The sequence below is a fragment of the Bradyrhizobium sp. BRP23 genome (assembly GCF_020194135.1).
In the GTDB taxonomy this organism is placed as follows: Bacteria; Pseudomonadota; Alphaproteobacteria; order Rhizobiales; family Xanthobacteraceae; genus Bradyrhizobium; species Bradyrhizobium yuanmingense.
The window spans coordinates 285,287-299,229 of record NZ_JADYVW010000010.1; the positions used below are offsets into that span (position 1 = coordinate 285,287).

The 13,943-nt window shown below is 65.0% G+C and carries 11 protein-coding genes and 1 riboswitch; of the genes, 5 read left to right on the top strand and 6 right to left on the bottom strand.

The features are described 5' to 3' along the window. Positions 1–108: 108 nt before the first annotated feature. Positions 109–188: riboswitch (SAM riboswitch) on the top strand. A 94-nt stretch (positions 189–282) separates the two neighbouring features. Further along, the gene (locus I6F24_RS26705) at positions 283–1,485 is read left to right on the top strand and encodes a homoserine O-acetyltransferase (RefSeq protein WP_225152223.1); all 1,203 of its coding nucleotides are present in this window, start codon (positions 283–285) and stop codon (positions 1,483–1,485) included. Positions 1,486–1,487: 2 nt separating this feature from the next. Next, complete coding sequence (gene metW / locus I6F24_RS26710; RefSeq protein WP_225152205.1) at positions 1,488–2,150, top strand: methionine biosynthesis protein MetW; 663 nt, start codon at positions 1,488–1,490, stop codon at positions 2,148–2,150. A gap of 116 nt (positions 2,151–2,266) precedes the next feature. Here the strand turns inward: metW and I6F24_RS26715 are convergent, their stop codons facing one another. Further along, positions 2,267–3,130 carry an alpha/beta hydrolase gene (locus I6F24_RS26715; RefSeq protein ID WP_225152206.1) on the bottom strand — a complete coding sequence of 288 codons (864 nt, stop codon included), beginning with the start codon at positions 3,128–3,130 and terminating at the stop codon, positions 2,267–2,269. 213 nt (positions 3,131–3,343) lie between these two features. On the opposite strand from I6F24_RS26715, the gene I6F24_RS26720 reads away from it, so the two are divergent. Beyond that, entirely contained in the window at positions 3,344–3,997 is a 654-nt protein-coding gene (locus I6F24_RS26720; protein WP_109142255.1) for a TIGR02594 family protein, read from the top strand. Positions 3,998–4,112: 115 nt separating this feature from the next. Here I6F24_RS26720 and I6F24_RS26725 read toward each other — a convergent pair whose 3' ends face one another. Then, positions 4,113–4,901, bottom strand: a complete 789-nt coding sequence (locus I6F24_RS26725) for an MOSC domain-containing protein (protein ID WP_057028370.1) — start codon at positions 4,899–4,901, stop codon at positions 4,113–4,115. Between the two features lie 240 nt (positions 4,902–5,141). On the opposite strand from I6F24_RS26725, the gene clpB reads away from it, so the two are divergent. Continuing rightward, a complete protein-coding gene (clpB, locus tag I6F24_RS26730; protein ID WP_035996950.1) occupies positions 5,142–7,781 on the top strand; it encodes an ATP-dependent chaperone ClpB in 2,640 nt (879 codons plus the stop codon). 41 nt (positions 7,782–7,822) lie between these two features. Here clpB and I6F24_RS26735 read toward each other — a convergent pair whose 3' ends face one another. Further along, entirely contained in the window at positions 7,823–8,242 is a 420-nt protein-coding gene (locus tag I6F24_RS26735; protein WP_057028591.1) for a nuclear transport factor 2 family protein, read from the bottom strand. A 54-nt stretch (positions 8,243–8,296) separates the two neighbouring features. On the opposite strand from I6F24_RS26735, the gene I6F24_RS26740 reads away from it, so the two are divergent. Continuing rightward, positions 8,297–9,109 carry an AraC family transcriptional regulator gene (locus I6F24_RS26740; RefSeq protein WP_225152208.1) on the top strand — a complete coding sequence of 271 codons (813 nt, stop codon included), beginning with the start codon at positions 8,297–8,299 and terminating at the stop codon, positions 9,107–9,109. 206 nt (positions 9,110–9,315) lie between these two features. Here the strand turns inward: I6F24_RS26740 and I6F24_RS26745 are convergent, their stop codons facing one another. The 3 genes from I6F24_RS26745 to I6F24_RS26755 all read right to left on the bottom strand — a co-directional run bounded on the left by I6F24_RS26745 (position 9,316) and on the right by I6F24_RS26755 (position 13,501). Beyond that, the gene (locus I6F24_RS26745) at positions 9,316–9,576 is read right to left on the bottom strand and encodes a hypothetical protein (protein WP_225152210.1); all 261 of its coding nucleotides are present in this window, start codon (positions 9,574–9,576) and stop codon (positions 9,316–9,318) included. Between the two features lie 86 nt (positions 9,577–9,662). Then, the gene (locus I6F24_RS26750; protein ID WP_225152212.1) at positions 9,663–11,282 is read right to left on the bottom strand and encodes a hypothetical protein; all 1,620 of its coding nucleotides are present in this window, start codon (positions 11,280–11,282) and stop codon (positions 9,663–9,665) included. A 155-nt stretch (positions 11,283–11,437) separates the two neighbouring features. Then, entirely contained in the window at positions 11,438–13,501 is a 2,064-nt protein-coding gene (locus I6F24_RS26755; protein ID WP_057028361.1) for a M23 family metallopeptidase, read from the bottom strand. Between the last annotated feature and the right edge of the window lie 442 nt (positions 13,502–13,943).

The window sequence follows — 13,943 nt, forward strand, 5'->3', positions numbered from 1 at the left end:
TGGCGGCGAAAGCAAAGAGAAATGACGTGCTTTGCAGGCGTTGCGGCAGAGGCGAATTGGGCCGATCCGGGCCGCGACTTGACGAAAACCGCCCAAGACGGTAGCTTTTGCCCGTTCCGTGGTCATTTGAGCCGGCCGGCTTGCAGCCACGTTAAAAAACTCGCTAAACAGGCCGGGGACGCTTCCGATCCCGGCCGAACCTATCGTTCAGGCCGGGTTTTTCATGGCCTGATGTCAGCGGCGCGGTCGAGCAGCCAGTCGCAAACGAGGTCGATGTCCGAGATGGGTAGCGTCAAGTCGATACCGAGTCCTGCGATCAGCGCCGACGAGCGGTCGCACGAGGTCGATCATCCAAGCTCGCTGGTTGCGCATTTCGGCACCGAGCAGCCGCTGCGGCTCGATTGCGGCGTCGATCTCACCCCGTTCCAGATCGCCTACCAGACCTATGGCGAGCTCAATGCCGATCGCTCCAATGCGGTGCTGATCTGCCATGCGCTGACCGGCGACCAGCATGTCGCCAACGTACATCCCGTCACCGGCAAGCCGGGCTGGTGGGAGACGCTGGTCGGTCCCGGCCGACCCATCGATCCCAAGCACTACTTCATCATCTGCTCCAACGTGATCGGCGGCTGTATGGGCTCGACCGGGCCGGCGTCGATCAATCCCGCCACCGGCAAGGTCTGGGGCCTGGACTTCCCCGTCATCACCATTCCGGACATGGTGCGCGCGCAGGCGATGCTGATCGACCGGCTCGGCATCGACACGCTGTTTGCCGTCGTCGGCGGCTCGATGGGCGGCATGCAGGTGCTGCAATGGACCGCCGCCTATCCGGAGCGCGTGTACTCCGCGCTGGCGATCGCCTGCGCGACGCGGCACTCGGCGCAGAACATCGCCTTCCACGAGCTCGGCCGCCAGGCCGTGATGGCCGACCCCGACTGGCATGGCGGCGGCTATGCCGATCGCGGGATCCATCCGCATCGCGGGCTCGCGGTGGCGCGGATGGCGGCGCACATCACCTATCTCTCGGACGCGGCGCTGCACCGCAAGTTCGGCCGGCGCATGCAGGACCGCGAGCTGCCGACCTTCTCGTTCGACGCCGATTTCCAGGTCGAATCCTATCTGCGTTATCAAGGCTCGTCCTTCGTCGAGCGCTTCGACGCCAATTCCTATCTCTACCTGACGCGGGCGATGGACTATTTCGACATCGCCGCCGACCACGGCGGCGTGCTGGCCAAGGCCTTCGCCGGCATCGAGACCCGCTTCTGTGTGGTCTCCTTCACCAGTGACTGGCTGTTTCCGACCTCGGAATCGCGCGCACTGGTGCACGCGCTGAACGCCTCGAGCGCGCGGGTGTCCTTCGCCGAGATCGAGACTGATCGCGGCCATGACGCCTTCCTGCTCGACGTGCCCGAATTTTTCGACATCTCCCGCGCCTTCCTGCAATCGGCAGGCAAGGCCCGCGGGCTCAACCTCGAGGACCGTTAGCGATGTCCGTGCAGGAAGTGTTGCCGCTGGACGGCGTTGCGGCCATGCCGTCCGGTGATTATCGCGCCGATCATCGGCTGGTCGCCGAGATGGTCAAGCCGGGCTCGAAGGTGCTCGACGTCGGCTGCGGCGACGGCGATCTGCTTCAGCTGCTGGAGACCCGCGGCATCGACGGCCGCGGCATCGAATTGTCGCGCGAGGGCGTCAACCGCTGCGTCGCCAAGGGGCTCGCGGTGGTGCAGGGCGATGCCGACACCGATCTCGTCAACTATCCCGACGATGCCTTCGACTACGTGATCCTGTCGCAGACGCTGCAGGCGACGCGGCAGCCGAAGGTCGTGCTGGAGAACCTGCTGCGCATCGGCCGCCGCGCCATCGTCTCGTTCCCGAATTTCGGGTTCTGGAAGATGCGACTCCAGCTCCTGATCGGCGGCCACATGCCGCGCACCGAGAATCTGCCGGCGACCTGGTACGACACCGCCAACATCCATTTCTGCACCATCAAGGATTTCGTGCAGCTCTGCGACGAGATCAACGTCAAGATGGAGCGCTCGGTCGCGCTCGATCTCTACGGCCGCCCGGTGCCGTTGAACTTGCCCTGGTGGGTGTGGAACATGTTCGGCGAGCAGGCGGTGTTCTTGCTGAGCCGCGGCGGGGGGAAATGACTCCGTAGGCGTCATTCCGGGGCGTGCGAAGCATCGAGCCCGGAATCCATCGTCCAACAGCGCCTGCAGCCCGATGGATTCCGGGCCTGCGCCTTCGGCGCAACCCGGAATGACAGCTAGTGGGAAACCAGCGACCGCGGGTCCCGCACCGGCCAACGTCCTGCTTCCACCAGCGTCACGAACCGCTCGACACTCTCGTTGAACAGCGCGGGCTCCTCCAGGTTCAGCACGTGGCCGGACTTCGGAAACATCGCGAGCCCCGCCGCGGGCAGGTGCTTCTTCAGGAACAGGCTGGCGCCCACGCACGGCTCGTCCTCGTCGCCGCAGATGATCAGCGCGGGTGTTGCCGCGCCTCTGATCGCGTCCGTCATCGTGTAGATCGAGGGACGGCCGCCTTGGAATCCGCGCATGGTGCGCGCCGATCCCTTGGCATCGTGCCGCGCCAGTGCGGCGTAGAAATCGGCATGCCCGCGTGGATCCTTCACCAGGAACGGAATCCGGCTCGGCGCCTCGCGCGTCACTTTCGCGACCTCCACCGAGCCCAGCGTCTCGAACTGCTCGGCATTGGCGCGACACTGCTTGCGCCAATCGTCGAGGTTCTCGAGCTCCGAGCCGGAGCCGACGCCGGCGAGCGTCATCGATAGTGCGCGCTGCGGCGCGCTCAACCCGATCTGCAGCGAGGAATAGGCACCCATCGAAAGACCGACGAGATGCGCGCGCTCGATGCCGAGATGATCGAGCACCGCAAGCGCATCGGTGTAGAAATGCGTGTAGGTGTAGACCTCGCCGTCAGGCACGTCCGATGGCGTGTAGCCGCGCGCCGAATAGGTGATGCAGCGATGGCCACGCGAGAAGTAGCGCATCTGCGGCTCCCAATTGGTGTAGTCGGCCGCGAACTCGTGCAGAAAAAGTATCGGCGTTCCCTGGCCCGCCTCCTCGAAATAGATGCGGACGCCGTCCCTGGTCGTGGCGTGGGGCATTAACCGTTTCCCTCTGTTTCAAGCCGTGTTCGAGGATCGCAGTTAATTCTGTTGTCGGCAATGCGGCAGCAGCGCCGAGCACAAACACAAAATCATTGCAGCCATTCGCGGGCGTTGCGTCTTTTTCTCGCCACATCGGGCGGCTTAACGGCCAAACGGATGTCGGCCATTGCACGGGCCGGCGGGAAGTGGGGGTGTCAAGAAGGATGAAGAATGTTCGAGTTGTTTGCGTCTCGCCTGTCGCGTTGTGTTGTCGCGCTGGCGCTGTTCTTCGCGGCGTTCGCCGTGTTCGTTTCTCCGGCCTCGGCACGGCCGTATCATCGTCATAGCGCAGAGCGGCACGGTTACGTGCATCACGCCAGACATCATCACCACCGTCACTATCGCCATCATGCCCGCAGTTCGCGCTTCGAGCGCAGCGCGGCGCAATTGCAGGCAAGCGGCTTCGCCGACACCCAGGCGAGCTATGATCCGAATGCCAATGCCAGCGGTGCCGGCATGAACGGAGGCTTCAGCGGAGGATCGGGTCTCGTCTCCGAGGCGCGCCGCCATATCGGCGGCAATCCGACCGGGCGCGGCCGCCTGTGGTGCGCGCGCTTCATGAACATGGTGCTGGAGCATACCGGCCATCGGGGCACCGGCTCCGACATGGCGAGCTCGTTCGCGCGCTACGGCACGCGCATCTCCGGACCGCAGGTCGGTGCCATCGCCGTGATGTCGCGCGGCCGCCGCGGCGGTCATGTCGGCATCATCACCGGCATCGACGCGCAGGGTAATCCGATCATGATCTCCGGCAACAACGGCAACCGAGTCCGCGAAGCCCCGGTCTCGCGCGGCAAGATCTATGCGTATGTGATGCCGAACTGAGCCTCGTCATTGCGAGGAGCGCTTGCGACGAAGCAATCCAGACTGTTTCCGCAGATGCATTCCTGGATTGCTTCGCTGCGCTCGCAATGACGGAGTATGTTGAGACGGCGTTGGCTCACAGCAGCTTCGGCTCTTCCACCGCCACCACATCGCCGACGCCGACGTCACCGTCGGCGATCACCTCGGCATAGATGCCGCAGTCCATATGGCCGAGATGGCGCGAGAGCGTGGGCGGGATTTCGAGATCGCGCTTGGCGGTCTCGGGGTCGACATTGGTGGCCGGGCAGCGGACGATGCGCTTGATCACCTTCAGTCTGGCCTGCCCGATCGCGAGCGTCTGGCCGACGAGGTCGAGCTCCGACCAGGCCGGCCAGCCTTTCACGTAGAGATTGGCGCGGAAGCGCAGCGGATGCACGGCGACGCCGCCGAGCATGGTCTCGATGGCGCGGACGCTGTCGAGATTGATGATGGAGACGACCTTGCGGGCGACGTCGGAGAAGCTGTGGTCGCGGCCGGAGAGAATTTTGGGCGGGCCCTTCAACTCGGGCTGAAAGTTCTCCGTGAAATAGGCCTCGATGGCGGCGCGCCCGGCGGCGGTCTCGAGATCGCCGCTGGCGACGATCTGGCCGTCCTTGCGGATGGTCAGCACGTTGGTTTCGTCGTCGAACCGGCTGTCGAGCTCGGCCAGCCGCTCATTGCGCGCCAGCATCAGGAACTGGATTTTCGGCTTCCATTCGGGCGCCTCGGGGTCGAACCCGCTCGGGCCGTTCTCGATGGCGTAGCGGCGGTCGGCCGGCAGGGTCTGGCCGACCCGCAAAGGAACGTGCGACAGGCGCTCCGGCGTCAGGCCCTTGATCGGGTAGCGGTAGAGGCCGGTGATCTCGGCGGTATGGCTGACTGTCATGCCGCTACTTAAGGGATTCGGCCCGCCACCGCCAAGCCCGCCCGTCCGCGCACGAAATTGTGAAGTAGCCTCTTTCGCATCCGCAACCTGCTTCCCACATCTGGCCCAGGCCGGCGGCAACGCCGGCAAAAGACGACCGTTACCGGTTGAGAAACGTCAATGCGGTAATTGGAAACCCAATGAAGATGCCGTTTGGGGTGCCTTTAGAGGGCCCCGAGGGCAGGCCGAGGGACAGAAAAGATGAATATCGAGAAGTATACCGAACGCTCCAGGGGCTTCATCCAGTCCGCGCAGTCGCTCGCCATGCGCGAGGGGCACCAGCAGTTCTCAACCCTGCATGTGCTGAAGGTCCTCTTGGACGACAATGAGGGGCTCGCCGCCGGTCTGATCGACCGCGCTGGCGGCAATTCCCGCGCAATCCTGAAGGCGACCGAGGACGCCCTCAACAAGGTGCCGAAGGTCTCCGGCGGCGGTGCCGGGCAGATCTATCTCGCGCCCGAGCTGGCCCGCACTTTCGATGCGGCCGAAAAGGCCGGCGAGAAGGCCGGCGATAGCTTCGTCACGGTCGAGCGGCTTTTGCTCGGGCTCACGCTGGAAAAGACCAGCGAGGCCGGCACCATCCTGAGCAAAGGCGGCGTCACGCCGCAAAACCTCAACGCGGCGATCGAGGCGCTGCGCAAGGGCCGCACGGCCGACAGCGCGACCGCTGAGAACGCTTATGATGCCCTGAAGAAGTATGCCCGCGACCTCACCCAGGCCGCGCGCGACGGCAAGCTCGATCCGGTCATCGGCCGCGACGAGGAGATCCGCCGCACGATTCAAGTGCTCTCGCGCAGGACCAAGAACAATCCCGTCCTGATCGGCGAGCCCGGCGTCGGCAAGACCGCCATCGCCGAAGGCCTCGCGCTGCGCATCGTCAACGGCGACGTGCCGGAGAGCCTCAAGGACAAGAAGCTGCTCTCGCTCGACCTCGGCGCACTGATCGCAGGCGCGAAATACCGCGGCGAGTTCGAGGAGCGGCTGAAGGCCGTGCTGCAGGAAGTGACCGGCAGCGAGGGCACATTCATCCTGTTCATCGACGAGATGCACACGCTGATCGGCGCCGGCAAGGGCGACGGCGCGATGGACGCCTCCAACCTGCTCAAGCCGGCGCTCGCGCGCGGCGAGCTGCACTGCATTGGCGCGACCACGCTCGACGAGTACCAGAAGCATGTCGAGAAGGACGCCGCGCTGGCGCGGCGATTCCAGCCGATCTTCGTCAGCGAGCCCTCGGTCGAGGACACCATCTCGATCCTGCGCGGCTTGAAGGACAAGTATGAGCAGCATCACGGCGTGCGGATCACCGATTCCGCGCTTGTTGCGGCGACGACGCTGTCCAACCGCTACATCACCGACCGCTTCCTGCCCGACAAGGCGATCGACCTCATGGACGAGGCCGCGGCGCGGCTGAAGATGCAGGTCGATTCCAAGCCGGAAGAGCTGGATTCGCTCGACCGCGAGATCATCCGGCTCAAGATCGAGCAGGAGGCGCTGAAGAAGGAAAGCGATGTCGGCTCCAAGTCGCGGCTCCAGACCCTGGAGAAGGACCTGGCCGAGCTCGAGGAGAAGTCGGCGGCGCTGACGGCGCGCTGGAGCGCGGAGAAGAACAAGCTCTCCGACGCCCAGAAGCTGAAGGCCGAGCTCGACGGCTTGCGTGTCGAGCTCGCCAATGCGCAGCGGCGCGGCGAATTCCAGAAGGCCGGCGAGCTGGCCTATGGACGGATCCCGCAGCTCGAGAAGCAGCTCGCGGACATCGAGGCTAAAGAGAATTCCGGCGAGATGATGGAGGAGGCTGTTACCGCCAACCACATCGCGCAGGTGGTCTCGCGCTGGACCGGCGTGCCCGTCGACAAGATGCTGGAGGGAGAGAAAGAGAAGCTCCTGAAGATGGAGGAGCAGCTCGGCAAGCGCGTCGTCGGCCAGGCCGAGGCCGTGCGTGCGGTCGCAACCGCCGTGCGCCGCTCGCGTGCGGGCTTGCAGGACCCGAACCGCCCCACCGGCTCGTTCATGTTCTTAGGTCCCACCGGCGTCGGCAAGACCGAGCTGACCAAGGCTCTCGCGGAGTACCTGTTCAACGACGAGACGGCGATGGTCCGCCTCGACATGTCCGAATATATGGAGAAGCACTCGGTCTCGCGGCTGATCGGCGCGCCTCCGGGCTATGTCGGCTATGACGAGGGCGGCGCGCTCACCGAGGCGGTGCGGCGCCGACCCTACCAGGTGGTGCTGTTCGACGAGATCGAGAAGGCGCATCCTGATGTCTTCAACGTGCTGCTGCAGGTGCTCGACGACGGCCGCCTGACCGACGGCCAGGGCCGCACCGTCGACTTCCGCAACACGCTGATCATCATGACCTCGAACCTTGGTTCGGAATATCTGGTGAACCAGCCGGAGGGCGAGGACACCTCGGCCGTGCGCGAGCAGGTGATGGGAATGGTGCGGGCGCACTTCCGCCCCGAATTCCTAAACCGCGTCGACGAGATCATCCTGTTCCACCGCCTGCAGCGGAGCGAGATGGGCCGGATCGTCGAGATCCAGTTCGCGCGCCTGCAGAAGCTCCTGACCGATCGCAAGATCGTGCTGAGCCTCGATGCCGCCGGCCGCGACTGGCTGGCTGCCAAGGGCTGGGATCCCGCCTACGGCGCACGGCCCTTGAAGCGGGTGATCCAGCGCTACCTCCAGGACCCGCTCGCCGAGATGATCCTCGCCGGCGACGTCAGGGACGGCGACAATGTCGCGATCTCGTCCGAAGGCAACGTGCTGACCTTCAACGGCAAGGCGCCGCAGACCGCCGAGATCACCCAGTTCGAGGCGCCGGTGGCGAAGCGGAAGCTGAACTGATGAAATACACGCCCTCCGCGCCAAACTCGCGGAGGGCGTTTTCAATCCGCTAAGAACGCGTCCACCACTGCCTGATCGCGGTCGTAGACCCAGCATTCGCTCAGCAGGCCTTCACGCACGGCATAGACCAGCAACCGTTCCAGTTCAGCCGTGCGACCGTCCCGGCTGAATGATTCCCGTGCGAGAATGGCGCCGCGCCGCGGCCCGGCCATCACGTCATCTATGGCGAGAAGTTTTCGGTTGGAGCGGCGTGCGACCTCGGCCAGAGTGGCAAGCGCGGCCGCCTTGCCGTGGTGAGTGCCGGCGAGGGGGTTATGGCCGGCATAATGCAGCACGAATTCATCGTGGTAGCAGGCGGCGATCGCGGCGCGATCACCGGCCTGCCAGGCGGCCGCGTAGCGCGTGACGGCGGCGCGGATCGCGGCGATTGGTGCGGCGTCATCTACCAGAACTCTGTCCATCGATATGATCTCCCCGGTCATCGGCAGCGCTGTGCCGGTGCGCTATGATGAGGCATGACCTCGCCTTCCGGCTTTCAGGAACTGGCTATCAGCACGCCGCCCAGCGGCGGACCGAAGAGGGCGCGGATGCTCGATTGGGACGCGCGGGTGCTCTATCTCGGTCCAGCCTTCGGGCTGACGCCCCACCGCAATGCCACCGGCGTGCTGGCCGTCGCGCTCGACGGGGCGATAGGCGTAGCTAACGATCCGAGGGCGCGCTCACCGTCTTATCGCCAGGCTCGCAGCGTGCTGATCATGCCCAACAGTCTGCACCATCTCCGCATTGATGCCGGACGTACGGCCTTTCTGTATGTCGATCCCCTCGGGCGCGATATCGAGGCGCTTCGCTCACGAATGAAGGAGGTGGGATCGAACGCCGCGTTCGACCTGATCGACGAGATCTCGGTCGTCGCGCTGTTTGGCGACATCGCGGAGCGACGCCTCGCATCTGAGGACGCGCAGCAAGCAGCCCGCGATATGCTTGGGATCGGATCAAGTGCGCAGCCGGATGCGAGAATTGCCGCCGCCATCAAGCGGATGCGCGAGCAGCCCAGCGGTTCGCACACGCTTGCTGAACTCGGCCGCAAGGCCGGGCTTTCGTCCTCGCGCTTCCTGCATCTTTTCAAGGACGTCACGGGTGTGCCGCTCCGCCGCTACCGGATCTGGTCCCGGATCGGCGCTGCCGCACGGGCGGTCGCACAAGGCCAATCGCTGACCGAGGCCGCGCATGGCGCGGGCTTTTCCAGCTCCGCGCATTTCAGCACGGCCTTCCGCGACATGTTCGGTATGATGCCGTCGGAATTGTTCGCACGGGTGCGCGCGGGCTAGAGTCTGCAACGTTCTGTTGCAGGTACTCGGCGACGGCCCGCTGACCGAGGGCAGGGCTGTACCGGCGATTCCGCGACATGCTGATCATCATGGCCTCGAACCTCGGTCCGAGTATCTCGTGAACCAGCCGGAGGGTGAGGATCTGAAATGAAATCCGCCCCGGAGGTCACCTCTCCGGGGCGTCTTGTTTTGCTGTCTCGCGAAATTTAGTTGCCGGCCGCCGGGGCGGAGCGCGGCTCGACGCCGTCCTCCTCCTCCTCCAGATCCGACAGAATATCCACCAGCTCGCGCACCCGGCCCTGCGCCAGCGGGCGCAAATCGTTGATCATCGGCTCGTCGTTGGCGAGCCAGGCCTGGGCCTCGGCAAGCTCCTCGGCGGTCGCGCCAGTTCCGATAATCTGGGCAATGGTGACATCGTCGGCGCGGTCCACGGCTTTGACGACATCGTCGCGTGAGAGGCGCGTCATGGGCGATCCTCCTGCTGGCTTCCGGTCAGCGTCTAAACGGCGAACCGGCGCGCCGGTTCCCGGGGTCGAGCCCGTGCACGCCACTGCTATTTCTTCATCACCTTGTAGATCGCATTCTCGACATCCGAGCTGACGTAGATCGCGCCCGTCGCGCCGACTGCGACGCCGGTGGGGATATGCGTCGGCAAGCCGCCGGGGGCGCCGGTCAGGCCGATCGGGAGATTGGCTGCGATCTCGGTGACCTTGCCGGATTCCGGCACGATCTCGATCAGCCGCTTGGCGCCGACTTCGGCGACGATCAGCTTACCGTCGCCGGTGCGCGCGATGCCTTCTGGCATCTTCAGATCCTTGGCGATCACGGTCTTTTCGCCGGTGCTGTCGATTTTGGAGATGATGCCAGCAAAAGCCTCGGTGACGTAAACCTCGTCGCCGGCCCCGCGGACGAGACCCATCGGACCCTCGAGCGCGCCGATCAGCGTGGTGCGATCCTTGCCGTGCTCGCCGCTCACCTTGACCAGCGACTTGGTGCCGAGCTCGGCTACCAGGATGCTGCCGTCCGCGAGCACGACCCCGTCATGCGGCGCCTTGAAGTCGTGCAGCATGTCGCGCGTCGCGCCGGTCTTGCCGTCGATCACCTGCACGGTGCCGGTGAACCAGCTCGACAGGACCACGTCGTTGCCCTTCGCCGTCGCGCTCATCGGATATTCGAGCGTCGTGCCAGCGGCGTGCATGCGCGCCTTTTCGGTGACCTCGCCGGTCACGCCGTCCACCGTGCGATAGGCGAACAGGTCGGCGACGTGGATCGTGTCCTTGCCGTTCTCCGAGGTGACGCCGATGCCGCCGGGCAAAGCGAGCTTGCCGATGATGATCTGCTTGGCTTGACCGGTCGCGGGATCGACCTCCTGGATGCCGTTGTCGGCCATGTTGGAGACGTAGATGCGGTCCTTGTCGTCGATGGCGAGATTGTCCAGCGACGGCTTCAGCTGCGCGACCATGGTCTTGGCGCCCGATTTGGGATCGACCCGGACGAACTGGCCGAGCGCGGTGTCGATCACGACGAGATTGCCCTTGGAATCGAAGTTCACGGCGGCCGGGATCTTGAAGCCGTCGGTGACGACACTCAGCTCGGCCTTGTCGACGTCGACCCTTGCGACCTGGCCCTTGAACCAGAGCGGACCATAGAGCTTGTCGTCGGGACCGAACTCGAAGCCGTTGAGGCCGCCCATCTTCTCCATGATCTGGCGGGGCGGTTTGACGCCCTCGACGTCGATCTCGTAGAGCGCATCGCCGAGGAAAACGGTGGTGGCGTAGAGCCTGCCGTCCTTGCGGAAGGCGAGCGAGTTGATGCCGGGCAGGCCGCTCGCGAGCTTCTTGATCGGTCCGTCGCCCTTGCGCGCATAGAGATCGCCGGCGAGGAAGCCGGTCCAGGCCATGGTGCCGTCGGGTGCGAACGCAATGTCGTCGGCCATCCCCACCGGTGCCGGGATCGCGACCTTGGCGCTGCCGCCGGCAATGTCGACCTCGTAGAGCGCAGCGCCCGCGACGCTGCCGGCAAACAAATGGCCGGCCTTGTCGACACCGAGTCCGTGCACACCATGGAATGCCGAGCCCGGCACGAGTCTCGTGACCTCCCAGCCGTCGGCCGATGCGCTCGTTGTGGAGAACAGCGCAGCAATCAGGGCTGCGCAGGCGAGCCTGTTTCTCATGGCGTGACCTCCCATTTTTTTGGAAAGTATTCGCCCGTCCTGCGGCTTTGGCAAACAAAACTTGACGTTGTGTCGCCGCGAAGCGGCCTCGCTGCGTAGCGTGCTCGTTTGAAATTCTGTTTGAAAACGCCGGCCGATATCGGCGCGTTGTCGGCTTACCGGTTGGTGACCTGCAGCGGCCCGCCGGTGGCGTCCGACATCCGGGCGATGGCGCCGCCGCGGCCGCTCATCATGCCGTCGAGCCGGTCGCGCTCCTTCTCGAAGCTTGCCAGCATCGGGCCCTCCAGCGAACGGCCGCGCGGCAGCTTCACGCGCATCGGATCGACGAAGCGGCCGTTGACGAGGATCTCGTAGTGGACGTGCGGGCCGGTCGACAGGCCGGAGGAGCCTACGAAACCGATCACCTGGCCCTGCCGCACCTTCTTGCCGGGCTCCATGCCCTTGGCGAAGGCCGACATGTGGCCGTAGGCGGTCTCGTAGCCGTTGGAATGCTTGATGCGGATGTACTTGCCATAGCCGCCCTCGGGGCCGGCCTTCTCGATCATGCCGTTGCCGGAGGCGAAGATCGGCGTGCCGTAGGAGGTGGACCAGTCGACGCCGGTATGCATCTTCACGTAGCCGAGGATCGGGTGGCGGCGGCCGCCGAAGCCGGAGCGCATGATGGCGTTGTTGACGGGTTTTCTGACCAGGAACTTCTTCGCGCTCTTGCCGGTCTCGTCGTAATAGTCGACGAGGCCGTCGTCGGGGCTCTGGTAGCGGTAGTATTTCTTGGTCTCGCCGCCGACGGTGAGCGAGGCGAACAGCACCTCGTTCTTCTCGGTCGCGGTCACGCCCTCGTCCTCGCCCGCGTAAAACACGTCGAATGAATCTCCGGGCTGCACCTTGCGCTGGAAATCGACGTCGTAGGAGTAGATCTTGATCATGTCCTCGATGACGGGCATCGGGACCTTGTTGCGCATCGCGGTCTCGTAGATGCTCTGGTAGAGCCGCACGCCGGAGCCGTCATCGTCATCCTCGTCGTCGCTGCTGGCGTTGGCCGCAGTATCGGCGACGGTATTCATGCTGGAGACGTCGACGGCGACGTATTTGCCGAGATCGGACAGCGCCGCGATCGCTTCCACCATCGTGTCGTTTGCAACCACGACGCGATAGGGCTGCAGGCGGGCGCCGGGGCTTGCGGGCGCCATCAGGATGCGGAGCTTCTCGCCTTCCTTCAGGCCGCCGTCGCGGCCGCGCGGTCCGAGAGTCGCGGTGATCGCCTTGATCTCGTCGGCACTGGCGCCGAGATCGCGCAGCACGCCGGCGACGCTGTCGCCCTTCTTGACCATGTGGACGCGTTCGCCGTTGGGATTGCCGCCGGTGATCTGCTCCTTGGTCTTGGGCAGCAGCGTGACGTTCTCCGGCACCACGCGCGTCTCGAAGCCGGCATAGGGATCGGACGGCGAGGCCTCGGCGGCGTAGGCGGTTCTGATGTCGGAGGGACCGGTCGCGCCGGAGATGTCGGCAGCCGTGTTGGCGAGCGAGGCGTAGCGCACCCCGCCATTGCCGCGCCAATTGGCGGCATCGCGCACCCGCATCAGGATGTCGTCGAGTGCCACCACCGCGGAAATCTTGGCCTTCGGCAGCACCGGCGACAGGTCCTTGGTGACGAAGGACACTTCCGCGTCGGGCTCGACGGCTTCGGGATTGTTGGGATCGTCGGACGCCGTCTTCGGGTCGGAGCCGACATCGGTCAGCAGGCGCTGGGCGTTGAACGGCGGGATCTTCGCCGACAGATCGCTCGTCGTCATCGACAGATTGCCGGCGATCCGCACGAACGGACGCACCCGCATCACGTCACGGTTGCCGACGCGGGCAACCGTCGAGACGCGCATCACGTTGCGTGAAGCGGTGGATTCGCTCGGCGGCGGCAGGCGATCGCTCTTGTGCAGCGTGGCGGCACGATCGGCGGCGCCGAATGCTCCGCGCAGCGCGCCTTCGACCCGCTCCGGCACCTTGGCGAAGGTCATCTCGCCGTCGAGCGAAGCGAAAACGGCGCCGCCGATCAGGGCTGCGCCGCAGAGTCCGGTCAAAATTGTCCCGCTGAACCATTGCACCGAGACGCGTCGGCGGTCGATCACCGCGGCTTCAGAACCATCGACGGACAGCGGCGGCTCGTGGCCGAGATCGATGATCCCGGTCTCACGCCCGTAAGTGCCGCGTGACGTCCTGTGGTTCAACCCAAGTCCCCCAACTCAACGACCCAAGATGCCCGGTTTCGAACCTGTCCCAGGCTGCCCTCTTGAACGGGGATCGCCGGAGCAGGCAAGCCGCACAACTGTCCGCGCCCAGAAAGCCCCTTGATGGGGCCGGCCGAAATTACGAACAGCTGGACGGGTAAAGCTCTCTCGATGTCTTTCGAATGCCGAAGGAAGGTCGCGTCATTTGCAACATCGCCTTCCTCTGACCCCATGAAAATCGCCGGCAGCCCCCACAGGCGTCCCCGCGATTCAAGCTTGTCTCTTATCAGAACGCCGCGGGATTGTGGCTCAAGTACGGCGCCAAATATGGAAAAAGTTTCCTAAATGCCGGGCCGTAAAGGCCCCCGTGAGATCACGGGCTGAGCTCGAGCGGGGTGGGGGACAGGGCCCCATCTAGCGGGGGAGGCGGGCGTCTGGCAGG

Excerpts from the sequence above, each read along its gene's own strand:
- I6F24_RS26740 (WP_225152208.1), top strand. The coding sequence starts at position 8,297 with ATGACCTCGCCTTCCGGCTTTCAGGAACTGGCTATCAGCACGCCGCCC.
- I6F24_RS26705 (WP_225152223.1), top strand. The coding sequence starts at position 283 with ATGGGTAGCGTCAAGTCGATACCGAGTCCTGCGATCAGCGCCGACGAG.
- clpB (WP_035996950.1), top strand. The coding sequence starts at position 5,142 with ATGAATATCGAGAAGTATACCGAACGCTCCAGGGGCTTCATCCAGTCC.
- I6F24_RS26725 (WP_057028370.1), bottom strand. The coding sequence starts at position 4,901 with ATGACAGTCAGCCATACCGCCGAGATCACCGGCCTCTACCGCTACCCG.
- metW (WP_225152205.1), top strand. The coding sequence starts at position 1,488 with ATGTCCGTGCAGGAAGTGTTGCCGCTGGACGGCGTTGCGGCCATGCCG.
- I6F24_RS26750 (WP_225152212.1), bottom strand. The coding sequence starts at position 11,282 with ATGAGAAACAGGCTCGCCTGCGCAGCCCTGATTGCTGCGCTGTTCTCC.
- I6F24_RS26720 (WP_109142255.1), top strand. The coding sequence starts at position 3,344 with ATGTTCGAGTTGTTTGCGTCTCGCCTGTCGCGTTGTGTTGTCGCGCTG.
- I6F24_RS26735 (WP_057028591.1), bottom strand. The coding sequence starts at position 8,242 with ATGGACAGAGTTCTGGTAGATGACGCCGCACCAATCGCCGCGATCCGC.
- I6F24_RS26745 (WP_225152210.1), bottom strand. The coding sequence starts at position 9,576 with ATGACGCGCCTCTCACGCGACGATGTCGTCAAAGCCGTGGACCGCGCC.
- I6F24_RS26715 (WP_225152206.1), bottom strand. The coding sequence starts at position 3,130 with ATGCCCCACGCCACGACCAGGGACGGCGTCCGCATCTATTTCGAGGAG.